Raw genomic sequence first — 22,883 nt, 5'->3', positions numbered from 1 at the left:
AGGGAAAGGGAATGAACGCGGCGAAGAATCCGACCGAAAAAGTAATGAGCGAGCTTGAGCTTAGCTGGCTGGACGCCAGCGAGCAGGCGGAGCAGATCCGCTTATTTATCTGGCGGACGCCTGCCGGCGGCGAGTCGCTGCTTGATGGTTTTATCGCGCTGCAGCAGCATCCTGAAGGCCGCTCGCTGCCGGATCTGCTGCTGGGGTTAACCACGCCGTTTGAGACCGGCTATGGCTACAGCGAGGCGCTCGGGCGCGAGTTTGTGGAACACTACGAAGCGACGCCGGATGCCGCTATATGGGATGCCGAACGCTTTCTCCCAACCTATAGCCCGGCGCAGTTGCGGCAGATGCTGCAGGATTTTGCGACGACATTTCATGACGATTTACGATATCTGGTATTGGTGCTGAAACCCTCCGCCGTCAGCGATGAAAAGGCGTTGAACCGCTGGTTGAACGGCTGGCTGGCGCAGGAGGCGTGCAACGCCAGACTGTTACTTATCGACACGCTTGAGCAACCGATTTGGCAGCCGCTGTATGAGGCGCATCCACGCAGGGTACGGCTGCTGACCGATGACGTCGACAGTATGAAAGTGATGCATCAAACCGCGCGCGAGCAGAGCGATCCGAATCCCGATCGCCTGCTGTTTCGCCGCTATCTGGCTGACGCCATGCTGCTGCTGGAAAAAGGCAGCGCCGCGCAGGTGGCCGCGCGCGGCGGTATGGCGCTCGGCGTCGCCCAGCGCTGCGGTTGGGCCGACCAGCAGGCGATGATGCATAACCTGATCGCCGGCGGTTGGTTGAAAGGTAACGATCATCAACGGGCCGTCGATCACTACCGTCAGGCGCAAACCATCAGCGGCGAAATTGCCGATCCGGCGCTTAAAGGACAACTGCGTACCCAAAGCACTTTTGGCGAGGCCGGTGCCTGGTTCGCGCGTAAAGAGTATCTCCAGGCGGCGAAAGGCTATCGCCGGGCGGCGGGCGAAGCGCAAACCATTCCACACCCGGTATTTGCCGTAGAAGGCTGGCGGATGTCCGGTTTTTGTCTCAACCTCGCGGGACACCGGGCAAAAGCGATGGAGGAGTATGCCCACGCTATCCAGGCGGCGGAGCCGATCCCACGGCAAGAGCGCGCTCAGACCACGCTGCCGCTGGCATTCCAGGATCTGCTGCGCATCCATGATAAACGACGGACCGAGGCGCTTGAGGCCTGCGCGACACGCTGGCAAAGCGAAAAACAGCGCTTAATCCAACAGGCGGAAGACCGCTTGCCGCGGGAACCCGCCGTCGAACAGGTAAAACGCGTGGACCGGCAGTTACAGCTACAGCTGGAAGCCGCGTTCGCGCTAATCCGCGAAGCGCGGGAAAAACTGATCCGCGGCGGCGATGACAGCTTTCGTCGCGTGATCCGCCTGGCGCGGGAGAAGCTGCATCCGCACTGGAACGGCCTGCCGGAGATCGCCCACCCCTTTGATGCCCCGCCGGGTGAATGGCAAAGCCTGCCTGCCTGGGGAAATACCGATGCATCATCCACTGAAAATGCAGGGAGCAACCCGCTATGAAGACCCGGATTATTATTATTGTTGCCGTGACGCTGCTGGCAATCCTGTTTTTAAGCCTTTCGGACGGCGGGTTCGCCACCGAAGTGCGCACCTTCCTGCGCGCGCTGCTGCGCGCCATGTTCTGAGGCGCGTCTGATGCACTCCGGGGCTCACTTCGACCCGCAGCTTGGCCTGGATATCCATACTTATCCCTGGCCGCTGCCGACGCCGCATATCGGCATCGTTTTCGACGTGTTTGATTATCTGCCGCTGCTGGGCACTACCGTACACGTCAACAGCATCAAACGCGCCAGCGCGGGGACCGGCGGTATTGCGGTACATATCCCGGTCGGCGGCGTGTGGGTGCCGCCGCTGCGCGCGCCCGGCGGCCCGCAGATGGAAGACGAGCTGTTTATGGGCAGCAAAACCGTCGCCGTCGATGGTGAACCGTTTTCCCGCATCGGCATGCCGGTACTGAGCTGTAACATCCTCGGAATGGTGCCGCCGTTCCGCCTGAAGCGGCTGAGCAAACCAAAGCCGCTCTCGCTGACGCTGCCGCTGACGTTTAACCTCGCGATTCCCAACAACGTGATTGTCGGCGGGCCGCCAACCATCAACCTGATGGCGCTGCTGATGCGCGCCGGGTTAAGCGGGTTGGGCAAGGGGTTGAAGAAAGTTAAAAAAACGCCGCAGTGGCGGCTGTTTATGCGGCGGTTTAAAAAGCTGCGCCAGAAGCTGTTTCGCAACATGGATCCCGGCGTCCTGAAATGCCGGGTGCTACGCGCCGAACCGGTTGATATCCGCGACGGTAGCGTGAGCCTGGAACATGAGGATTTTCTGTTACCCGGCCGCCTGCCGCTGGCGTGGACGCGAAGCTACTCGTCGGCGGATCTCGATGAAGAAGGGCTGTGCGGTTACGGCTGGTCAACCCCGGCGGACACCCGCCTTGAAATACTGGCCGATGAAGGCGTCGCGGTGCTGACTCAGCCGGAAGGGATGACGCTGTTTGCGGCGCTGCCGCAGTCCGACGGGCGCGAGCAGGGTATTGTCGGCCTGCCGGACGGCAGCCGCCTGTGGCGGGAAACCCGCAATGGCGAATGTTTCTGGCATGTTGAGCAGGAAGGGAGCGCGCGGCTGCAGTTTCGCGGTAAGCGCGGGCCGCTGGCGATTTACCGGCTGGCGGACCGTAACGGTAATGGCTGGCAGTTCGACTGGCAGGGGCGCGAGCTTGAGCGTATTCGCGAGTTCAGCACGCGCGGCATGAGCGGCAGGGAGATCCTCGTCACCTGGCAGGATGGCCGCCTGCGGGGGCTACGCCTGCGCAACGCGCTGGATGACGAGATCACGCCGCTGACCCGCTATGAATACGATAGCGATAATCAGTTGAGCGCGGAGATCGATGCGCTTTCGCATCCGCGGCGCTTCTACTATCAACAGCGCCATATGACCAGCCATGTCGACCGTAACGGCCAGGGCTTCCACTACCAGTTCAATGACGAGTGGCGGGTGGTTCACGCCTGGGGTGACGGCGGCGTATGGGATTACCATTTCGCCTGGCACGACTTGCTCAACGAAGTGGAAATCACCGATTCCAACGGCCATGTAACGTCTGTCAGCTTTGATGATAACGGCCTGCCGGTTTCGGAGATCGATCCGACCGGCGGCAATACCGTCTTCCACTACGATGATTTTGGCCGCACCGTCGAACTCATTGAGCCGGACGGCAGCACGCGTCGTTGGGAGTATGATGAACAGGGGCGAATGATCGCCGAACATCTGCCGGACGGTAGCCAGATTCAGGCGGCCTACAATGAAGACGGCGATCTGCTGACGCTGATTGATGAGAAAGGCGCCTGCTGGCGTTCGGACTATGACGAACGCGGCAACCTGCTGGCGGGAACGGACCCTACCGGCGTCACCTCGCGCTATCAGTATGATGAGTACGGGCAGCTGAGCGCGGCGGACGTGCCGGGTTCCGGGCAGAGTCGCTATCGCTATGATCGTTTTGGTTTTTTGCAGGCGCTGAGCCAGGCCGGCGCGGGAACCACTCAACTGCGGCATTCCGCGCGCGGCACCCTGCTGGAGCGTATTGACGCCGGCGGCGGCAGCAGCCGTTTCCACTGGGACAGCAAGGATCGGCTGGTGGCGATGGTCAATCCGCAGGGCGGCGAAATTCGCGTCGCTTACGACCGGGAAGATTCACCGCTTCACTTCACCGATGAAGCCGGCCAGATAACCCGTTTTCGTTATAACCGCACCGGAATGCTGGCCGCCTGCGAGACGCCGGATGGCGCGACGCTTAGCTATCAGTACGACCTGGAAGATCGCCTGCTGGCGGTGATCAACCAGAACGGTCAGCGCTGGCAACTGGACCGCGACGCGCTGGGGCGCATCGCCGCGGAGACCGATTACTGGGGACAGATAACCCGTTATGGCTGGGATAAAGGCAACCGGCTGATCAGCCGCGAGGATCCGCTGGGGCGGCTGGTGCGCTACGGTTACGACCGCGGCGGGCGGCTAAGCGAGCGGCGCAGCGGCGATACCCTGCAGGCGAAGTATCATTACGATCCCTGCGGACGGATGGTGCTGTGTGAGAATCCGTGGCGGCGGCTGGCGTGGCGCTATGATGACGCCGGGCGGGTGCTGCTGGAGGAGCAGGACGGTTTTCAGCTGCATTATGGCTATAACGAGCGCGGCCTGCTGGTCTCCCGGCGCAGCGACAGCGGTCATCAGGTGCGTTACGCCATGGATGAGTATGACCGGCTGAGCCAGATCCAGCTGAATGACGATGCGCCAATCGTGCTGGGTTACGATGAGGCCGGGCGGCGGGTCAGCGAGCAGCTGTCGGCGGAGGTGACGCGTCATTTCACCTACGACCGGCTCGGCCAACTGACGTCGCAGCAGGTGTTGCAGAATGATTTACCGCTGTTCGCCAGCGGCTTCAGCTGGGATAGGCTGGGTAACCTGACCCGGCGCGATGACAGCCTGTGGGGCAGCGATCGTTACGCTTACGATCCGGTGGGGCGCTTGACGGCCCATACCGCGCCGGACGGTACGCTGCGGCAGTTTGTGCAGGATGCGGCGGGCAGCCACCTGCAGACGCAGACCCGGGCGGTGAATGAGAGCGCCGGGGGCTGGTTCCGCGAGGGGCAGCAGCGCGGGGTGCGTTATGTATTCGATCGCGCGGGCGAGCTGCGACAGCGGCGCGATGTCCGGCATAACGGCGAGAAAGAGGATTTCAGCTGGGACGATAACCGCCAACTGGTGGCGGTGCGCAAGGGCGAGCGGCTGGTGCGTTACGGCTATGACGGGCTGGGGCGCCGGGTGTTCAAGCAGACGGCGGAAGAGACGCGCTGGTTCTACTGGCAGGGCGACGCGCTGGCGGGGGAAACGGTCACTATCACCCGCGAACCGCTGGCGGCACAGAGCATTTTTGATACCGGCAGCCGACTGCAGCGGCAGAAAGCGCAGGAAACGCTGTTCAGCAGTATGCGCGAGTACGTGTACTATCCGGGAAGTTTTCAGCCGCTGGCGCTGCTGACGCAGGAAGCGGGCAGGAAGGAGAGCTGGCACTATCATTGTGACCCGAACGGCGCGCCGATCCGCCTGACGTCATTACAGGGCGAGATAGTGTGGTCAGAGAAGACGGGCGTATGGGGAGAAAAAGGGGAGGTCTACGCCGATCGTATCAGCAACCCGCTGCGTTTTCAGGGCCAGTATTTTGACGCTGAAACGGGGCTGCACTATAATCGACATCGTTACTATGATCCTGAAATTGCGGGATTTATTAGCCAGGATCCGATTGGATTAGCCGGTGGGCTGAATGTTTATCAGTATGCGCCGAACCCGCTGGGATGGGTGGATCCGTGGGGGCTAACTTCGGTAGACGCCACAGGATATAGTGTTTACGGTTTATTTGAGTCTGGTGCGAAAGAACCTTATTACGTGGGTATCACTAATGATATGGATCGAAGAAGAGGAGAGCATCTTGATACAGAAAGATTATCACCAGATTCGAGGATGGAACCTCTTGATCGAAATGTAACTTATGGGCAAGCCAGAGGTTACGAACAATATTACATTGAAAAATATAAAACGAGAACTGGGAAGATTGGCGAAGCCATATCATCAACCAATAGGGGTAATAAGTATAATTCATTTGATCATGGACGGAAAGATGCTCGTGCGAAGTCATTTAAACATGCTTATAATAGTAAAAAGAATGGGAGGAAATGTTGATGAGTAATTTTAAATTTTGGGGATGGGATAAAAAACCAAGAACCATGTTACGCTTTGTAAAACCAGGAGACATATTTTGTTTAAAGTTTGATGAGAGTAATTATTATTTTGGTAGAGTCATATCTAAAATAATCACTGGCCACGTAGTTGAAATTTTTGATTTTGTATCTACTACTCCAGAGTTAACCGAAGAAGATATATCAAAAAGAATCATTCCTCCAATTGTGATTGATACATATACATTATTTGATACAAAGAAAGAAAAGGGGAGTGACTGGAGAATTATCGGACATCAAAATGATTATGTACCTGAAAATGTTGATGACGTTTATTTTGTTTATGGGGTAGGTGATTCATGCAAGAAAGTGGATGTTTTTGATAATGAGTACAATATATCTGAAAAAGATGCGGATAGTTATCCTCGCCTGACACCACATGGTGATCATCAGGTTAAATCTTTATTGAAAACTGGAGGCCGGTGAGATATAAAATCCTTTCGACTTTCTCTAATGAGTTTAAAAGGAGGGAGGATTACAATCTCATTATGAATCACAACTTAGATGGGCGATAAATAACTTTTCAAAATAGGAATATATCATTTTGATCCGAACGGCGCGCCGGTCCGCCTGACGCCATTGCAGGGCGAGATAGTGTGGTCAGAGAAGACGGGCGTATGGGGAGAAAAAGGGGAGGTCTACGCCGATCGTATCAATAACCCGCTGCATTTCCAGGTCCTGTATTTTGCCGTTGAACGGCTGAATACCTTACTTACCTCTCTCGCGGCGTCGCCTTCTTACTACTGTACATCGCTTTATCCGCACTGTTCAGCAATGTATCGGCATCTGCGGCATCGTGAGGGAAAAGCGCAATGCCGATGCTGCCGGAAATCGTAATAACATGCTCGTGGATCAAAAATGACTGAGTCAGCGCATTGCTGATTTTTTCCGCCGTTTGTCGGGGGAGCGGATCGTTTGCTTTTAAACCAGGGAGCAGGGCGATAAACTCATCGCCACCGAGGCGGGCCACCGTATCACCTTCTCGTAAAACGCTTTGTAGACGAAACGCCACCAGCCGCAGCAGTTCGTCACCCACGGCGTGGCCGTAAACGTCATTCACCGGCTTAAAGCGGTCGAGATCGATAAAGAGCAGCGCTACTTCTGTCTCATTGGCGATGGCCTGAGTAATCGCCAGCTCCAGGCGATTAACCAACAGCCTGCGGTTTGGCAATCCGGTCATCGCGTCGAAGTTGGCGTGCAACCAGACCACCTGCTCCCGCTGTTTACGGTCGGTGATATCGCGAATAAACGCGGAGAAAATCTGCTTGCCTGATTGTTGATGCGGCCAGATCGACAGCTCGATAGGGAATTTGCCTTTAGTTCGATGCAGGGCGGTAATTTCGATGGTGCGATTAAGGATATTCGACGGCTGAGCCGCCTGAAAGCGCATTAAACCACGGGCGTGCTGCTCGCGAAACTCTTCCGGCACGATCATCTCGCCCAGGTTGTTGCCGATAGCCTCCCCAGCGGACCAGCCGAACATTCTTTCCGCGGCCTGGTTCCAGTTAATCACCACCCCTGCATGATTGATGGTAATCACCGCATCCTGTGCGGTTTCAACCAGCTGTCGATGGTTCTCCTCGCTTTCGGCCAGCGCTCGCTGCATCGACTCAATCTCGCTGATGCTCTCCTGCAGCTCACGATGCATTTCCGCAAGCGAAAGCGAGAAAAAGCGAATACGCTCTTCTACTGACATATTTTTCATTTCGGCGTACAGATCGCTGGCGCTACGTGGTGGCATAAGGCGTTCCTGATGGGTCGAAGAGAATATTCAGCCAATTTAACAATAAGTGTAGTTAAAAAAGATTGGCTGCTGACATCTCAGCTATTTTATCTATTAAATAAAATCTATTGTAAATTTGTCCAGATTTAAATTTAACGCTTAGTTACAGATGGATCATATTCCGGAGGTAATAATCCGCACTCTTTATAAAGCGTATTAAGGACAATTTATCGTGAATACTTTCTTACGTAACACCCTGGCCGCCGTAGTGATGACTGCGGGTCTTTCCGTTGCCGCTCAGGCCGCGACGACAGCCGAAGTGCCGCCGTTATCCCAGGACCCGGTGGTACAACATCTCAAGCTGAGCAATGATCAGGTCAGCAAAATTCAGGCCCTGCGTCAGGAGCTGGAAACAAACCTCAAAAATATCAAAATTGGTGGTTACCAGGATGGTGCTCTGGTTGGTGTGATTCAGTCCGGTAAATGGGACGATGCGAAAGTAAAACAGCAGCTAGCCGCTTTTGCGCAATTGGATCAGCAGACGCGTTATTACCGCGTGAAATATTACTTCGGCATTAATCAGGTGCTGACGGCTGAACAACGTGAGCAGGTAAAAAAAGATCTGCAGCAGGCTCTCAACTAAGCAACGTTCGCATGCTCCGCTACCCAGCGGAGCATAGCTAATGACTTTCCTCAATGAAAAGACAAGGGTGTCATCATGAAGAAGTTTCTCTTTATTGCGCTGGGAATGGCCGCGTTGTTTAGCCAGGCTGGCGTCGCCGGGACTAAAACGTTGGTTGATTATGGCGTCGTACAGGAAAGCCATATTATTAGCACTCCGCATCAGCGCCAGCCGCTTCGTACGCTCGCGGCAGGAACGCTGGGCGGCGTGGTCGGCCATCAGTTCGGCAACGGAAAAGGCCAGACGGCGATGACCGCCGCAGGCGCTCTGGCCGGAGCTGGCGCCTCTCGCTATCACCAGGATCGGCAGCAGGGTGCTCAGCAGGTTGAACTGTTAATCAAAACCAGTAGCGGTCAGGTGATACAGGTGCTACAGGGATACGACGGTCGGCTTATCTTCAACAAGGGAGATAAGGTGCGCATCCTGACGTCGGGAAATGATACCCGGGTGGATAAGTCGGTGTAACGCAGGTAAATGGGAGCCAATACACTCCCGTTTGGGGTGACATGTTATGCCGATTTCAGCATATCAAAGCGGATTATCCGCGAACGTCCCAGCTCTTTCGCCCGATACAACGCGGCATCTGCGGCACGTAGCAGGCTGTCGCTTTGCGCGTGTTGCGGATAGCTGGCAATACCGATAGAAACATTCACCTGGCCTATATCCGTCAGCCCGCAGCGTAAAGTCATACTTCTCACATTATTGTAAATTTCAGTCGCGCAGGCTTCTGCGCTGGCCTCATCGCTGCCGGAAAGCAGCACTAAAAACTCTTCGCCGCCATAGCGGAATGCCATGCCAAGATCGCGTACCGCGCGCTGGATGATCGCCGCGACGTTTTTAATCACCAGATCGCCCGCCTCATGGCCGTAATTATCGTTAACCGCCTTAAAGTGATCGATATCGATCATCAGGCAGCTCAGCGGGCTGTTGTTGCGCACCGCCAGATTCATCTGCGTATGCAGCGCTTCCTCAAGATGATGGCGGTTTCGCAACCCGGTCAGAGAATCAAACAACGCTTTTTCCAGCAGAGCATTGCGCAGACGCTGGTTGGATAGCGCCAGGCCCAACGCTTCCGCCATGAGTTCAAGATAAGCGCGAGAGGGGGCTGTCTCACTAGTGACATTACGAAAAGAGAGCAGGCCAATGGCTTCACCCTGCGCGATAAGTGGAACACACAATGATTGCTCATTGCATTCTTGCGGCAGATGATAGCAGGCGATGTCCGGTTCGCCGTTAACCGGCGGATGGCTCAGGCCTCGACGTACTGCCCAGCACTTATCGGGATAAAACACGGCCGCCTCGTCCGGCGGCGAAAGCCACTGCGCGACGCAGCGCATTTGCCAGGGATCGGTATCAAGAATATACAGTCGGCCAGGAACGCCCGGCGCGATATTGGGGGCGAAAAGTTCAGCGACCTTCACCACATCCTCAAATGACTCACATCCCTGCAAGCGTTGAGTCATGCGCGCCAGCAGGTCACGAACGGCCCAGTCGGCATCGCGTTGTTGTTCAAGGCGCTGGCGGGCAAGGCCATTTTCGCGAAAGATGCGGATCGCCTGCGCCATATCGCCAATTTCATCGATCTGTTTGAAGTGTGGTGGTTCGACGGCATAATCCTGCGATGCCAGACGTTGTACCACATCGCTGAGTCGTACCACAGGGGTGAGCACCCGGCGTTTGAGAATAAAGCCGAGAACAAATAAAAACATCAAGGCGGTCAGGCCAACCATCGCTTCCGAAAGCGTCCGCCAGAGGCGTGATTTTTCAGTCGCTTGCTGCATGGCGTTGTTTGTTCGTCCTTCCAGCAGCAGGCGGAAATGATCGATTTGCGTTTGCACCCGCTCCAGCTCCTGCTCATAAGGCTTACCGTAAACCTGCAAAATCGCCTCTTTCTCTTCGCCACGAGCGACGCGATCGATCGCGGTCTGCTGTTCATCTTGTAATTCATCGGCAATACGCAGACCATCGTGCAACAGCGCCAGTTCCTGCTGGCTGGCGCCAATGTCTTTTAGTTTAAGCAACCGATTTTCAATTGATTCGAGCGTTTGGATCTGCTGACGATACTGTTGCAGCGTCTCCGGTTGTTTTTCGATGACATACAGTCGCGTGAGGTCCGAAAGCTCCCACGCATCGCGTTCTACCTCATCGGCGAGACGAACGAACGTATCCCGTTGTTGTACAGCCTGGCGTTCAGCGCGATCGGCGCCGGAAGCCATTAGCATCGCCATACCGGATGCAATGGTCAGCCCTACGGTGATCCCGTAGGCCCAGTTAGTCATGGTGGCGATTCTCACCGGGTATTTCCTTGCAGGCAGATGAATGAGAAATGGGTATTTTTATTATAGAGCCCTGTAGCCAACCGGAAGGATCAGACGCGCGGTATGCGGGTGACGAGGTGATGTAGCGCCTGGGCATGCTGGCGCAATACAAGATACACATCGTTATCCAGAGCGCCATTTATAACATCAGCTTCTATAAGATGTAACGCCTCCTGATACGGCATGCCGAGCCGATACGGGCGATCCTCAACGAGCGCGGTAAAGATATCCGCAACGGCGATAATTCTGTCCGGAAGTTGTAAATAACGATGATTTAAATTCAGCGGGTAGCCGCTGCCATCGAGTTTCTCATGATGGTTAGCGGCCCAATCGATGATTTCCGCCAGATCGGTGAAATCTCGTAATATTTCACCGGTCATATAGCTATGCTCGCGGATCAATTGTGCTTCGTCATCGCTAAGTTCAGCCTGTTTTTCGAGGATCGCCAGTGGAATATATATTTTGCCGATATCATGCAAATAGCCGGCAATTTCAATTTTGTGGCACACCGGCGGCGGCAGATGCATATAGACGGCGAGGGCATAAGAAATTTCGCCAACCATGATGCTGTGGCTGGCGGTGAAACTACTGTAGGTATCGACAATTTTGGCGATCAACAAACAAATATCTTTTAGACCATCGATGTCAATATATACGTCATTAATCGGCCCGACGATCTCCAGCAACCGCTGAATATGCTCTGCTTGCATATGGCGCCAGAAGGTAGGGTGTTGCGCCAGTTCGCATAGTCTATCGCAAAGTGGAGGATCGATGTCGCGATAGTCAGCGACAAAGCGGGCGATGAGAGCACTTTGTTGGTCCGGGGCAACGACGCCTTGCGAAGGGAGTAGACGCTCAAAACAGTCCGCGAAATAGACGATATGCTGCTCCAGATTGCCTTTGCGGCTTGGGCTGAAGTGGTGATCGCCAATAATAGGGCTGATAGGGGTAAAAGTATCCAGCCCGGCAAGCATCTGTACGCCACGGATTTGGTGCGGGTCATAAAGGTTGTCTATCGCGTTTAGCGAATCAATGCGCCGCTTATCGCCAAGCACGCCGATATCATGTAGCAGCGCAGCCAGAAAGATGGTTTTTTGTTGCGACGCAGGAAGATCCAACGCCAGCGATAATTTGTAGCTTATCAGCGCCGTGCGCTGTAGATGCAGATCCAGCCTTGGGTTGATGGCGTTAATGACGCGCGTGACCAGCATTAAAGCCGACTTTAAGGCAATACGCATTTTTCTCTCCGTCCATGCAATCCGCTGTTGCCGTTAATCCTGTGGCGCCGGCAAGCACGATCAAATCCCCCTGGCGCCTGACAGGTGAATCGACGCCAGACTCAAACGCCACCCAACTTATGTGAACAACTCATTTTAGCTCACATAGTCGCTTTCATTGTGGTAATAGCGTGATGAATCTCTTCACAGTTTGATTCATATCTACCTGTGATGAGAACTGATTGCTTTTACATCACCTTTCGCGGCGCTGTAAGGGCGGGTTGGAGCATGTGCAAATCCGCTCTCATGTTTTGTTCGCCTCTATTTGGCGAGGAGGCATTGGTCATGGAGTTTTATTGCCTGAAAAGGGCGAAAAATAACAGTTATGGTATAATTTATATTGTTGCAAACGTGACTATTAGTCTCAATTATATATTTTTGTCAGTATTCATCAGTAAGCATAAATAATCTTGTTCTTATTTATATTTCACAATAACTAAAATTATAATTAGTCAGTGCGTCCTGTAAATATTATTATCTACAGTGATGATTTTTAGTGAATGAATTCGATGCTTGAATGTTTGTTGACCGTTTGAGTTCGGGCTGTGATGTGCCGGGAGGGGGCGTCAGCAGTGGCCTGCGTGAAGTTGTGTTTGTAAAATCGCCAGATAGCAGTTTAAGTTCATTCCTATATCAGAAAAAATCATTAGCGCGAAAATGATTATCAGCGTAAATATGAATGAACGGACTTCATTTTTACTTTACATTTTGTAACATCTGTGTGTCTATTATGTATTTTAGCGTTAAGTGCAATTTTTTCTTGCTGCCGTGAATTTACCAGGATTACTATTGTCTTACTCGTTGTATCGCCTAATGACGGATGAAAGGACTCGTTTTTTCCTTAAGCGTTACCCTATATTTTAATGTTTACAGGAAAAACCATGTCTTGCGCCTTTAAAAAAAATCTACTGCTTCCCCGCTATTGGGTGACCTGGTTTGGCCTGGCCATTCTTTGGTTAATCGTCCAACTACCTTATCCCGTTTTACATACGCTCGGCACCAGCGCAGGGCGGCTATCGCGTCGCTTCCTGAAGCGTCGGGAACATATCGCCCGGCGTAACATTGAGCTGTGCTTCCCGGAAATGTCCAGCGCGGCTCGTGAAAAGCTGCTGGAAGAGAACTTTATGTCCCTCGGCATGGGGCTTATTGAAACGGGTATGGCGTGGTTCTGGAGCGATGAACGCGTTAAGAAGTGGTTTGACGTCGAAGGCATCGCCAATCTGAATAATGCGCTCAGCGCCGATAAAGGCGTGATGGTTGTTGGCATCCACTTTATGTCACTGGAGTTGGGCGGCCGAGCAATGGGCTTGTGTCGTCCGATGATGGCGACGTATCGCCCGCACAATAGTCCGCTTATGGAGTGGGTGCAGACTCGCGCTCGTCTGCGATCGAATAAAGCAATGATCGACCGCCGTAATCTTTCCGGGCTGGTGCATGCGCTGAAATCCGGTGAGGCGGTGTGGTTTGCGCCGGATCAGGATTACGGCCCGAAGGGCAGCGTATTTGCGCCGTTCTTCTCGGTTCCACAGGCGGCGACGACTAATGGTACCTGGGTGCTGTCGCGCCTCTCCGGTTCAAAAATGCTGAGTATCAGTATGGTGCGCAAGCTGGATCGAAAAGGCTACAGCCTGCATATCAGTGAAGTGATGAATGATTACCCCGGCGAAGATAAACAGATTGCCGCCAGTTATATCAACAAGGTCATCGAACGAGAAATCCTGCGTGCACCAGAGCAATACCTGTGGGTGCATCGCCGGTTCAAAACCCGCCCGCTTGGCGAAACCTCGGTATATTAGTACAACACTTGCGCTCCATGCTTTCAAAATGACCGCAGTTGCGTTAACGTGAGCCGGATCATACTTTTTGTTGAAAGCGAAGGAGTGCAGCGTGTTCGCTGAGTTTGGTGTTTTGAATTATCTGACCTACCTGGTCGGGGCTATTTTTATCATTCTCGTACCAGGTCCCAATACTTTTTTTGTACTGAAAACCGGTATCGCGCACGGCGTTAAGAAAGGATACCTTGCCGCCGCTGGCGTGTTTATCGGCGATGCGGTTCTGATGTTCCTGGCTTTTGCTGGCGTTGCGACGCTTATCAAAACGACACCGGTGCTGTTTAATATTGTGCGCTATCTTGGCGCGATTTATCTGCTTTGGCTGGGCGCCAAAATGCTCTACTCGGTATTTAAACAGCGCGAGGGGCAAGATGCCGCCGATGCTGAGCCGGGGAGCGCCATCCTCAAACGCTCGTTAACCCTGAGCCTGACTAACCCGAAAGCGATTCTTTTCTATGTCTCTTTTTTCGTCCAGTTCATTGACGTTAATGCGACATCGCCGGGCATCGCGTTCTTTATCCTGGCGCTGACGCTGGAGATCATTAGCTTTATCTATATGAGCTTCCTTATCTTTTCTGGCTCGTTTGTGACGCGCTATGTGAAAACCAAAAAGAAACTGGCGAAATTGGGCAACAGCCTTATCGGTCTGGTCTTTGTGGGTTTTGCCGCCCGCCTGGCGACGCTGCAGTCCTGATCCTGAAAACGTTCTGCCAGCGATAATCGCTGTGTTGTAACAAAAACCCTTCAATTTTTATTGCATTGGTGTTACATATACAGCCGATTATCGCTCACAGAGAAGGGAACCCGGATGATTCTGCAAAAAATCCTCAGTAATAAAAACGGCAAGAAGTTTCTGTTGTCGATGGCGACAGTTTTTGCCATTGCGCTTGCCGTCGTGGGCCGCGCAACGTTCGGTGGCGTGGTGAGCGAGTACAACATGCCGTACTCGGAGTGGACAACCTCGATGTTCTTCCTGCAGGGGGCGATGGTGATGGTTTACAGTACCGTGTTCACCGTGTTATTTGCTATCCCGCTGGGCTTTCTGTTTTTAGGTTCTGACCGTCAGGACTAAATGCAAAAAGGCGAACTCTTGTTCGCCTTTTTGAATGATCCTATCTGTCACCAGCCACGATCATGATGATGGTGGTGGTGGTGTCGATGATGATAACCATCATCCACGATACATCCCGATAACAGCGTGCACAGCGCAATAATCAACGGTAACACCATCGGTTTTTTCATTACTCACTTCTCCAGTTAATGCCCGCTTTGCTGCATAAACATAGCGAAGCGGCTGATGAAATGAGTGTATCGTCTTAACTTATTGAGTAGATAAGACAACTCCGCAATACCGGGGCGGCGGGAAAATTTGAGATTACCACCAGCCCAATTCGGTGCCGGCGACCACCACGATGGCGACAATAATCATAATGATGGTTGTCTTTTTCATCATGCCCCCCCTGGCGCCGCATAGCCGCCAACAAAAAACCAGCCCAGAAAGACCACGGCGACAATGAAAATCACCACCGGAAAAAGAATACCCAATTTCATGCTTAGTTCCTGTCTCTTAACGTAATGTTATCTATCATACTGGAAAGTTATGCTTTCTGGTCGATATCGAAAATGGTCAGCATGCGGCGTGCGTTTTTGTCGTGGTACATAGCCTCATCCGCTGCGCGTAGCGCCTGTTCAACGTCCATATTCTGCGGATCGACATCGATGATCCCAAAGCTGGCGCCAGGGTATTCTATACCGTATCCGGCCAGGCGGTAACGCCCGGTAAGCTGCTGGCGCAGGTGGGCAATAAACGCTTCCTGCTCAGGGGATTCAAGTGCCGGGCCAATGATTAAAAACTCATCGCCGCCGAGGCGGCCAACGGTATCTTCGTTACGTACGTTGGCACTTAATCGTTCACCTATCTGGATGAGAAAACTGTCGCCGCAGGGGTGGCCCAGTTTATCGTTAATCGCTTTAAAATCGTCGAGGTCGATAAAAATAAGCAGGAGCCTGCGCTGCTGGGCGCGAGCTTGGGTAAACAGTGTTTTAAGATGTTTAAACAACGCGCGGCGGTTGGCCAGACCGGTCAGTTCATCGGTATTGGAGTGCATCTCCAGCGCCGCATTTGCGCTACGCAGTTGCTGAACCAGCGTCTCTTTCTCCACGTAATGGGAGATCAGGCCGGCGAACAATGTCATTACCTGCTCGCCTTCCAGATTATAGGGCTGTTTGACGCGGCTGGTGGCGCACAACGTACCATATAACGAACCATCGGCAAGATGGACGGGAATACTAAAGAACGTGGCGATCCCGAGTTCCTGCGCGGCGGTGCAGGACCGCCAGCGTTGGCCAACCTCGTTGCAAAATATACAGTTATCATCGATTGCGCGTTTGCAAAGCGACTCGTCCCAGGGAACGGAAAAACCTTCCGGGATCTGCATTTCGCTGCTGTTGTGGGCATACATGACTAACTGGCGCTGTGCTTCTAAATCAACCCGCGTCAGGTATGTGGACTCCATACGAGTCACCAGTTCCAGCATTTCCAGCAGTTGTCGCACCAACGTTTCGAGCGTTCGTTCGGTAGCAAGCGTCTGTGAGACGCGGGCAAGAATGAAGTCTGACATGAATGAAACGGCCCCCGGAGGTTAGCGCAGTACTGCGAGCTGGCGCAGCGAACAGCTAATAACAAACATATTTATAACGAATGTATCACATTTAGCAGGGGGATATCTGCTATCGCGACGGTAAAAAAAAGCCCCATCGGGGGCGATGGGGCAAAACTCATTGATTATGGAATGATCTGTTCTCTGGTCAATTCGAGAACGAGCGCTACTCTAAAGGGCAAAAGTGTAGTTAAAATGGAGAAACCGTGGAGATTCAGGGCGAAAGGTCGCTTTGAATAAAACAGGAGTAATTATGAAGTGGATAGTAATGATGTTGCCGCTGATGCTAGCGGGCTGCGCTCAGTCACAACAGCCTGATGCGCCGCCGCCGCCAAATTCGATCGGCATGGCGAATCCGGCCGCCGTCTATTGCGACCAGAAGGGCGGTAAGCAGGTTCCGGTCCAGACACCTCAGGGCGTACGCACCGACTGTAAACTTCCCAGTGGCGAAACGCTCGATGAATGGGAACTGTGGCGGCGCGATCATCCGGCGAAGAAATAATTCGCCGCCGTTAGATTAAGCTTTTCAGCCACTCCGCCAGCACCAGCGCATGGTTTTGTTGCGTATCTTTGGCCGCGTAGAGCAGCGTTAAGGGTTGCTGATTGGCCAATTTGGCGAGCCGTAGCCCTTCATCGCGATGGGTTTCAAGCTCTTCGCGGTACTGCTGGCGGAAGTGAGAGAAGTCAATCGCTTCTCCGTGAAGAGCCTTGCGTAAATCGCTGGAAGGCGTCAGGGTTTTACACCATTCGTCATAATGCAAATCCTCTTTTTTTATTCCGCGTGGCCACAGGCGATCGACCAGCACGCGGTAACCATCGTTGGCCTCTGTAGGGTCATAAACGCGTTTACATTGAATCATCATTATTCTCCCCTCGTTATGTCTATCTGGCGGCTTGCCCGTGCAGCGTGCCGCTAAATAACCATTGTGTTCCGCGAATGATATCGCTAATCTGAGGTTCCTTGTGTTGCCCGATAATCCTCAGACATAAGGATCCTGCTATGAACACCCCTTTGCGCATTGCCCTTGTTGGCGATTATAACCCTGATGTGATTGCCCATAAGGCGATTCCGCTGGCTATCGATGACGCTGCCGCGGTTCTGGAACAACCGGTGAGTTATGACTGGATAGCCACCAGCGAGATTACCAGCGCAGACTGGCTCACCGATTATGACGCCATCTGGGTGGTTCCCGCCAGCCCGTATAAAAACGCCGAGGGCGCATTTATCGCCATTCGCTACGCCCGCGAAAATAGCATTCCGTTCCTCGGTACCTGCGGCGGCTTCCAGCACGCGATTATCGAATACGCCCGTAATGTTATGGGATGGCAGGATGCGGCGCACGCCGAAACCGATAGCGAAGGGCGAATGGTCATTGCGCCATTAAGCTGTTCGCTGGTGGAAAAATCAGACGCTATCGAGCTGCGCGCGAACACGCTGATTGCCCGCGCTTATGGCCGTGACAGCATTGAAGAGGGATATCATTGTAACTACGGCATTGCCGAAAGCTTTGCCCATGAACTGGAGCAGGGCGCGCTGCGGGTGACCGGTTGGGATGAGAACGGCGAGATCCGCGCCGTGGAGTTAACTACCCATCCGTTCTTCGTCGCCACGCTGTTCCAGCACGAGCGCAACGCGCTGGAAGGGCGCCCGGCGCCGCTGGTACAGGCTTTCCTGCACGCGGCCCGGCAATAAAAAATCGGCAGCCCTGGCTGCCGACTCTTGTGATTAATGAATTTCGCGCGCCCTTCCGGCAAGGGCGCCGAACAGCGCCATGACCACTGCGATGAGTGCGACGATGAGTAACGGTATATGCCAGCCGCCGTAAGCATCATGGATTTTACCGATGAGCGGCGGTCCGCAGGCAGCCAGCAGATAACCAATAGTCTGCGCCATGCCGGAGAGGGCCGCGGCCTGATGCGCTGAGCTGGCGCGTAGACCAATAAACGTCAGGCCAAGGATCATGGTGGCGCCGGATCCGAAGCCAAAAATCAATGTCCAGATCACCGCCTGACCGGGCAGTAACCATAATCCCAGCGTGCTTACTACGCACATTAAGGCTACCAGCACGGCGATGCCGCGCTGATCTTTCAGGCGATGGAGTACCAGCGGGATGGCCAGGCCCGGCGCGGCGGTTGCCAACTGCAACAGGCCATGCAGAGAGCCAGCCTGCGCTTCGCTGTAGCCCATACTCTGCAGGATTGCGGGCAGCCAACCGACGATAACGTAATAGACCAGTGAGTTAATCCCAAGGAACAGCGTGACCTGCCACGCCAGCGCTGAACGCCAGATCCCCCGATTGTGCGCGGCACCCGATCCGGTCATCGGCGTGGTAGCCTGGCGGCGCGCCTGCGGCAGCCAGAGTAATAGCGCCAACAGCGGGAAAACCATCAGTAGCAGCAGTGCGCCGCGCCAGCCAAAACCCGCCAGCGCCAGCGGCACCACCATCGCGGAACCTGCCGCCGCCGCTGCGCCCATGGTAATGGAGTAGGCGCCGGTCATACGAGCGACATGGCCGGAAAAATCACGCTTAATTAACCCTGGCAGCAGCACGTTGCCCAGCGCGATTCCGCAGCCAATGAGCGCCGTACCAATATACAGCCAGGCTGCTGAGGGGAGGGAACGTAATCCGATCCCGAGGCAAATAATCACCATCGCCAGCAGCAGGCTACGCTCTATGCCGAATCGGCGGGCGACGCCGGCCGCCAGCGGAGAGACCAGCCCGAAGGCCAGCAGCGGCAGGGTCGTGAGCAGCCCGGTTTGCGCCGTCGTCAGTTGGTATTCAGCGCGTATCGCATCCAGCAGTGGGGCGATACCGGTGAAAGTTACCCGTAGCGTGGCGGCGATAAATAAAATTCCGACAATCAGCAGCAGTTTTTTGCCGTTGGCAGAGGAAGAAACAGGACTCATAACGTTCTCAGACTAATAAACAGGGTCGTAACAATAGCCTGTTTAACGGTTGTTTGAATCAAGCTAAAATGACAGATTATCGCTAATATCGGACAATTTAATGATTGGACTGGGTTTAGACGGCTATGAACCAGACAGCGGACATGAAGCGGCGCTGGCGTTTCGCATTCAGGTGGTGGACGACGAGCAGTTCATTCCGCGCCATCAGCACCGCAAAGGTCAACTGATCCTCGCGTTGCACGGCGCTTTAACCTGCGAAGTGGATAACGCCATGTGGATGGTGCCGCCGCTGTATGCGGTGTGGGTTCCTGGCCTGCTTCCACACAGCAATCGCGCAACGCCAGGGGCACAGGTGTGCTTTTTGTTCATAGAACCGGGGGCGGCGCCGATGCCTGAGCATTGCTGCACGTTAAAAATCTCTCCCCTGGTGAGAGAGTTGATTATGACCCTTGCGGAACGCGGCAGGGAGGCGCTTGACGCGCCGCCTACGCAGCGCCTGGTGCAGGTATTATTTGATGAGCTACCGCAACAACCGCAAGAACATCTGCAATTGCCGGTTTCAGGACATCCGAAGATCCGCCGGATGGCCGACACCATGGCCCGCGATCCGGCACACTGGCAGACGCTCTCGCAGTGGGCGGCGGCGTTCGCTATGAGCGAACGCAACCTGGCGCGGCTGGTGGTGCGGGAGACCGGGCTTAGCTTTCGCCGCTGGCGGCACCAACTTCAGCTGATCCTGGCGCTGCAGATGTTGGTGCGCGGACAGACGGTACAGCAAACCGCCCAGACGCTCGGTTATGATTCAACAACCGCCTTTATCACCATGTTCAAAAAAGGGTTAGGGCAAACGCCGGGCCGCTACCACGCCAGTTTGGCTAAGCCTTTCCGATAAAAAGCGAAATAATACCGGCGGCGATAAGCGGCCCGACCGGGACGCCGCGAAATAGCGCCACGCCCAGCACGGTACCCACCAGCAGCCCGGCGACCAGTTGAGGCTGCGAACCCATGAGCGCGACTCCGCGTCCGCCAAGCCACGAGACGAACACGCCCACGGCAATCGCCAGCAGTGACTTCCAGTTGACGAAAGAGTGAATCAGCGTCGAGGGCGGTAACGTTCCGCTGGCGATGGGAGCCATCACGCCGATGGTCAGAATGATGATACCGATGCTCAGCCCCTGCTTTTCAATCCAGGGGAAGAAAACGTTAAGCGGTGTCACCCGTACGATGATGAGCACCAGTATTGAGATAGCGACAGTGGTGTTATGGCTGATAAAGCCGAGTGCCGCCAGCCCCAGCAAAATAAACAGGGTTGTATCGAACATGCCAGAGGTCCTTGCCAAAATAAAAAAAGAAAACCTGCTTACTCTACGCATAATCGCGTGAATAAACAGGCTTTTAATTTATTTGCTGCAAATAAGGCTACCAGCGCCGCCCACGAACCTTGTCGCATACCGACGATCTAAATGACGCGACGGAACGCGACCAGCTCAGGGCGGGCGATACGCAGATAATCCTCGGTATTCATAATGATCGATTTTTCCAGCAGGCCGGCATTAAAGGCTATCTCTGTAAAACGTTCGAACAGCAACGGGTCGGCGACCAGTTTTAGCTTAGGGTGGAAGCTAAACGGCGGAATGGCGCCGAATACGCAGGCGGTAAGGGCATCGACTTCTGCCGGGCTGGCGAGTGAGGCTTTATTGCCGCCGATATGCTGCGCCAGGCGAGATAAATCGGCCTGCTGATCGGCGGCAAGGATAGCCAGCACGTGCTGGTTTACCCCATTACCTTTCACTTTACAGACCAGCGCTTTGGCACCCTGTCCCAGCGCGGTACCGCGGATTGCAGATACGGCTTCACATTTACCAACGGCTTCATGTTCCATGACCCGATAGCGGGCCTGTTGCTCATCAAGGAGGCGGCATAATTGCTGGTGTATGTCGGCGGTCTCTGGCGATTGCATGTTGCGATGGTTCCTCTACAGAAAAGGCAAAGCTTAACCCCGCGCGGCGGTAATGAAAACTTATCTGCGAATGCCGGGGCTTTTTTTCTGCTTTTTGTTCATATACAGGCGCGCATCGGCAGCTTTCATTGCTTCGCTGAGCGACTGTTCTGGCGCAAGACTTTCTGCGCCCCAGGAGAAATCGACGCGCTGTTGATGGTCATGAATCGCCAGATATTGCCGGATCCTCACCGGGATATTTTCCGCTTCAGCTTCCGGATAATCGATCAGAATTAGAAAGAACTCATCGCCTCCTAAGCGCACGCCATAATCGCTGCTACGAATGGATGCGGAAATAGCCTGCGCCAGTAGAATAATCGCTTCGTCGCCGGCGTTATGCCCCCAGGTATCGTTGATCTTTTTCAGTCCATCGCAGTCAAGGGCCATCGTTACCACGTTAACCCCTTGCGCGGTAAGTCGTTGCAGGCGCGACTCGAGCATCGTGGTAAGGATTTTACGATTATAAAGGCCGGTCATGGTATCGCTGATATTCTCTTTCGATACCGAGTTATAAAGGCGGAAATGAACCCGCACCAGATGCAGTAATGCGGCGGTAGAGAGTAAATAAAACAGGAAGAGTTTCCACGAACTGAGCAGAAAATACATAACATCCAGAGACAGAGTTATCCGTAAGTTTTCTGCTACCTGATGGGTGTAATGGGCGTAATTCAACAGGTGCGTTTTACTATGATGTACCTCAATGAGTGCGCCGGTATCGGAATCCTTCAAGGTAATATCCAGATAGCGCCACACCAAAGGTCGGTCGCTGGTGTATAACAAGGCCTCAATCTCTTGCGCGGTCACATCGACCATCACTACGCCTTTCAGCTTATCCTTGAAATACACTGGCGTTAAAAACGATAAAATATTCTTTCCCGTCATCGCATCAACATACACGGTCGAGATGAGCGAACGACCCTGTTCTAAACCATCAAGGCTGGCCTGGCTAATACCCAGTTTACTGTCCTGAAGAAAATTCCAGTTCTGTATCGGATTACTTTTAATTCTGACGGGCGCATAAAAGTAGATGTATTTATTTACCAGGTCTATGTAATAGCGAAAGCGTTTTTCAGATTTGAGCGTCGCGGGAACCTCTGGCTGCCAGCTATCATTTTTGGCAACCGCGCGATCGAATGCCTGGAGTGCAGGAATATCGCCACGCCACTTGCCGCAGTCGGCATGCGCGGCGCTTAGCGTGCCATGCAACTGGGGATAGGTATATCCGGCGATATTCAAACCACTGACATCCCCGTTGTGTTGTACGCTATTGCAGACCTGTTCTACCTCTGTTTGGTTTGGGGGAGTATCCAGCTTACGCAGAAACTGAGAGATGATGAGTTGATTCTGATACTTATCATAGAGAAAGGTCGATTCTCCTTTTTCTATGATGTATCGCATATAGCCTGACATATCGCGGTGGGTAGCGATTAATTCGTATACAAGAAAAGAAGACGTCAACACCACAACGCCTGCGGAAATAACATGTCGCAGTAATTTATTCTGTAATTTCATGATGTTTGGATTCGTCTTACCCGTTTAGCTGATTTTATCATAGTGGATAAACAGGCTACCAGAGCGTGGGTGAACGAACGGCTGGTCAGATTAACTATGCTGACAGGTAGTGTAGGTGTGGAGAATGAGGCAG

Annotated in this window: 24 protein-coding genes and 1 pseudogene; 13 read left to right on the top strand and 12 right to left on the bottom strand. The window is 53.8% G+C overall.

Annotated features, from left to right (window positions below):
• Positions 1 to 11 precede the first annotated feature (11 nt).
• From ABLV08_RS15335 to ABLV08_RS15315, 5 genes and pseudogenes are all read left to right on the top strand, one after another.
• Positions 12 to 1,565 (top strand): hypothetical protein, encoded by a 1,554-nt coding sequence (locus tag ABLV08_RS15335; RefSeq protein WP_058675507.1) that lies wholly within the window; start codon positions 12 to 14, stop codon positions 1,563 to 1,565.
• A complete protein-coding gene (locus tag ABLV08_RS15330; protein WP_015366119.1) occupies positions 1,562 to 1,690 on the top strand; it encodes a hypothetical protein in 129 nt (42 codons plus the stop codon). The genes ABLV08_RS15335 and ABLV08_RS15330 overlap by 4 nt, the downstream gene beginning before the upstream one ends.
• Positions 1,691 to 1,700: 10 nt before the next feature.
• Positions 1,701 to 5,783 carry an RHS repeat-associated core domain-containing protein gene (locus ABLV08_RS15325; protein WP_348856005.1) on the top strand — a complete coding sequence of 1,361 codons (4,083 nt, stop codon included), beginning with the start codon at positions 1,701 to 1,703 and terminating at the stop codon, positions 5,781 to 5,783.
• Positions 5,783 to 6,265, top strand: coding sequence for an immunity 26/phosphotriesterase HocA family protein (locus ABLV08_RS15320; protein WP_015366124.1), 483 nt, complete (start codon positions 5,783 to 5,785; stop codon positions 6,263 to 6,265). The genes ABLV08_RS15325 and ABLV08_RS15320 overlap by 1 nt, the downstream gene beginning before the upstream one ends.
• A gap of 102 nt (positions 6,266 to 6,367) precedes the next feature.
• Positions 6,368 to 6,454: pseudogene (locus tag ABLV08_RS15315) on the top strand (hypothetical protein); the annotation flags it as partial.
• A gap of 97 nt (positions 6,455 to 6,551) precedes the next feature.
• On the opposite strand, the gene ABLV08_RS15310 reads toward ABLV08_RS15315, so the two are convergent.
• Complete coding sequence (locus tag ABLV08_RS15310; RefSeq protein WP_348856004.1) at positions 6,552 to 7,580, bottom strand: diguanylate cyclase; 1,029 nt, start codon at positions 7,578 to 7,580, stop codon at positions 6,552 to 6,554.
• Positions 7,581 to 7,794: 214 nt separating this feature from the next.
• On the opposite strand from ABLV08_RS15310, the gene ABLV08_RS15305 reads away from it, so the two are divergent.
• Together ABLV08_RS15305 and ABLV08_RS15300 are read left to right on the top strand one after the other, a co-directional pair.
• Positions 7,795 to 8,205, top strand: a complete 411-nt coding sequence (locus ABLV08_RS15305; RefSeq protein WP_072383772.1) for a hypothetical protein — start codon at positions 7,795 to 7,797, stop codon at positions 8,203 to 8,205.
• Positions 8,206 to 8,280: 75 nt separating this feature from the next.
• Positions 8,281 to 8,709, top strand: coding sequence for a glycine zipper 2TM domain-containing protein (locus tag ABLV08_RS15300; protein WP_015705797.1), 429 nt, complete (start codon positions 8,281 to 8,283; stop codon positions 8,707 to 8,709).
• 44 nt (positions 8,710 to 8,753) lie between these two features.
• Here ABLV08_RS15300 and ABLV08_RS15295 read toward each other — a convergent pair whose 3' ends face one another.
• Together ABLV08_RS15295 and ABLV08_RS15290 are read right to left on the bottom strand one after the other, a co-directional pair.
• The gene (locus ABLV08_RS15295; protein WP_213193678.1) at positions 8,754 to 10,538 is read right to left on the bottom strand and encodes a diguanylate cyclase; all 1,785 of its coding nucleotides are present in this window, start codon (positions 10,536 to 10,538) and stop codon (positions 8,754 to 8,756) included.
• 74 nt (positions 10,539 to 10,612) lie between these two features.
• Complete coding sequence (locus ABLV08_RS15290; RefSeq protein WP_348856003.1) at positions 10,613 to 11,800, bottom strand: HD domain-containing phosphohydrolase; 1,188 nt, start codon at positions 11,798 to 11,800, stop codon at positions 10,613 to 10,615.
• A 920-nt stretch (positions 11,801 to 12,720) separates the two neighbouring features.
• On the opposite strand from ABLV08_RS15290, the gene lpxP reads away from it, so the two are divergent.
• The 3 genes from lpxP (at position 12,721) to ABLV08_RS15275 (ending at position 14,743) form a co-directional block, all read left to right on the top strand.
• The gene (lpxP, locus tag ABLV08_RS15285) at positions 12,721 to 13,635 is read left to right on the top strand and encodes a kdo(2)-lipid IV(A) palmitoleoyltransferase (RefSeq protein ID WP_015366130.1); all 915 of its coding nucleotides are present in this window, start codon (positions 12,721 to 12,723) and stop codon (positions 13,633 to 13,635) included.
• A 91-nt stretch (positions 13,636 to 13,726) separates the two neighbouring features.
• Complete coding sequence (gene leuE / locus ABLV08_RS15280) at positions 13,727 to 14,365, top strand: leucine efflux protein LeuE (protein ID WP_348856002.1); 639 nt, start codon at positions 13,727 to 13,729, stop codon at positions 14,363 to 14,365.
• A gap of 114 nt (positions 14,366 to 14,479) precedes the next feature.
• Positions 14,480 to 14,743, top strand: coding sequence for a DUF2534 family protein (locus ABLV08_RS15275; protein WP_015366132.1), 264 nt, complete (start codon positions 14,480 to 14,482; stop codon positions 14,741 to 14,743).
• A gap of 47 nt (positions 14,744 to 14,790) precedes the next feature.
• On the opposite strand, the gene ABLV08_RS15270 is transcribed toward ABLV08_RS15275, so the two are convergent.
• From ABLV08_RS15270 to ABLV08_RS15255, 4 genes are all read right to left on the bottom strand, one after another.
• The gene (locus ABLV08_RS15270) at positions 14,791 to 14,913 is read right to left on the bottom strand and encodes a hypothetical protein (RefSeq protein ID WP_015366133.1); all 123 of its coding nucleotides are present in this window, start codon (positions 14,911 to 14,913) and stop codon (positions 14,791 to 14,793) included.
• A gap of 133 nt (positions 14,914 to 15,046) precedes the next feature.
• On the bottom strand, positions 15,047 to 15,121 hold the full coding sequence (gene yoaJ, locus ABLV08_RS15265) for a protein YoaJ (protein WP_100279139.1): 75 nt from the start codon (positions 15,119 to 15,121) through the stop codon (positions 15,047 to 15,049).
• Positions 15,121 to 15,222, bottom strand: coding sequence for a YoaK family small membrane protein (locus ABLV08_RS15260; protein ID WP_015705794.1), 102 nt, complete (start codon positions 15,220 to 15,222; stop codon positions 15,121 to 15,123). The genes yoaJ and ABLV08_RS15260 overlap by 1 nt, the downstream gene beginning before the upstream one ends.
• A 47-nt stretch (positions 15,223 to 15,269) precedes the next feature.
• Positions 15,270 to 16,292 carry a sensor domain-containing diguanylate cyclase gene (locus ABLV08_RS15255; RefSeq protein ID WP_045360497.1) on the bottom strand — a complete coding sequence of 341 codons (1,023 nt, stop codon included), beginning with the start codon at positions 16,290 to 16,292 and terminating at the stop codon, positions 15,270 to 15,272.
• Positions 16,293 to 16,584: 292 nt separating this feature from the next.
• Between ABLV08_RS15255 and ABLV08_RS15250 the strand changes: the two genes are divergently transcribed.
• Positions 16,585 to 16,833, top strand: coding sequence for a DUF333 domain-containing protein (locus ABLV08_RS15250; protein ID WP_015366135.1), 249 nt, complete (start codon positions 16,585 to 16,587; stop codon positions 16,831 to 16,833).
• A gap of 10 nt (positions 16,834 to 16,843) precedes the next feature.
• On the opposite strand, the gene ABLV08_RS15245 is transcribed toward ABLV08_RS15250, so the two are convergent.
• Entirely contained in the window at positions 16,844 to 17,191 is a 348-nt protein-coding gene (locus ABLV08_RS15245) for a DUF488 domain-containing protein (protein ID WP_032709964.1), read from the bottom strand.
• 140 nt (positions 17,192 to 17,331) lie between these two features.
• On the opposite strand from ABLV08_RS15245, the gene ABLV08_RS15240 reads away from it, so the two are divergent.
• Positions 17,332 to 18,024, top strand: coding sequence for a CTP synthase (locus tag ABLV08_RS15240; RefSeq protein WP_032708321.1), 693 nt, complete (start codon positions 17,332 to 17,334; stop codon positions 18,022 to 18,024).
• 33 nt (positions 18,025 to 18,057) lie between these two features.
• On the opposite strand, the gene ABLV08_RS15235 is transcribed toward ABLV08_RS15240, so the two are convergent.
• On the bottom strand, positions 18,058 to 19,239 hold the full coding sequence (locus ABLV08_RS15235) for a CynX/NimT family MFS transporter (protein WP_348856001.1): 1,182 nt from the start codon (positions 19,237 to 19,239) through the stop codon (positions 18,058 to 18,060).
• Between the two features lie 100 nt (positions 19,240 to 19,339).
• Here ABLV08_RS15235 and ABLV08_RS15230 point away from each other — a divergent pair, with 100 nt between their 5' ends.
• Positions 19,340 to 20,131, top strand: coding sequence for a helix-turn-helix transcriptional regulator (locus tag ABLV08_RS15230; protein ID WP_015366139.1), 792 nt, complete (start codon positions 19,340 to 19,342; stop codon positions 20,129 to 20,131).
• Here the strand turns inward: ABLV08_RS15230 and ABLV08_RS15225 are convergent.
• The 3 genes from ABLV08_RS15225 to dgcJ form a co-directional block, all read right to left on the bottom strand.
• Entirely contained in the window at positions 20,115 to 20,561 is a 447-nt protein-coding gene (locus ABLV08_RS15225; protein ID WP_015366140.1) for a DUF441 domain-containing protein, read from the bottom strand. The genes ABLV08_RS15230 and ABLV08_RS15225 overlap by 17 nt on opposite strands.
• A 137-nt stretch (positions 20,562 to 20,698) precedes the next feature.
• Positions 20,699 to 21,199: a YbaK/prolyl-tRNA synthetase associated domain-containing protein gene (locus ABLV08_RS15220; RefSeq protein ID WP_015366141.1), complete on the bottom strand. Its 501-nt coding sequence runs from the start codon at positions 21,197 to 21,199 to the stop codon at positions 20,699 to 20,701.
• Positions 21,200 to 21,259: 60 nt separating this feature from the next.
• Positions 21,260 to 22,750, bottom strand: coding sequence for a diguanylate cyclase DgcJ (dgcJ, locus tag ABLV08_RS15215; protein ID WP_045387704.1), 1,491 nt, complete (start codon positions 22,748 to 22,750; stop codon positions 21,260 to 21,262).
• Positions 22,751 to 22,883: the final 133 nt, after the last annotated feature.

It is taken from the genome of Klebsiella sp. CN_Kp088 (assembly GCF_040064335.1).
Taxonomy (GTDB): domain Bacteria; phylum Pseudomonadota; class Gammaproteobacteria; order Enterobacterales; family Enterobacteriaceae; genus Klebsiella; species Klebsiella aerogenes.
Note: the sequence above shows the minus strand (reverse complement) of the source record. Positions and strands in the feature narration are given on the sequence as shown.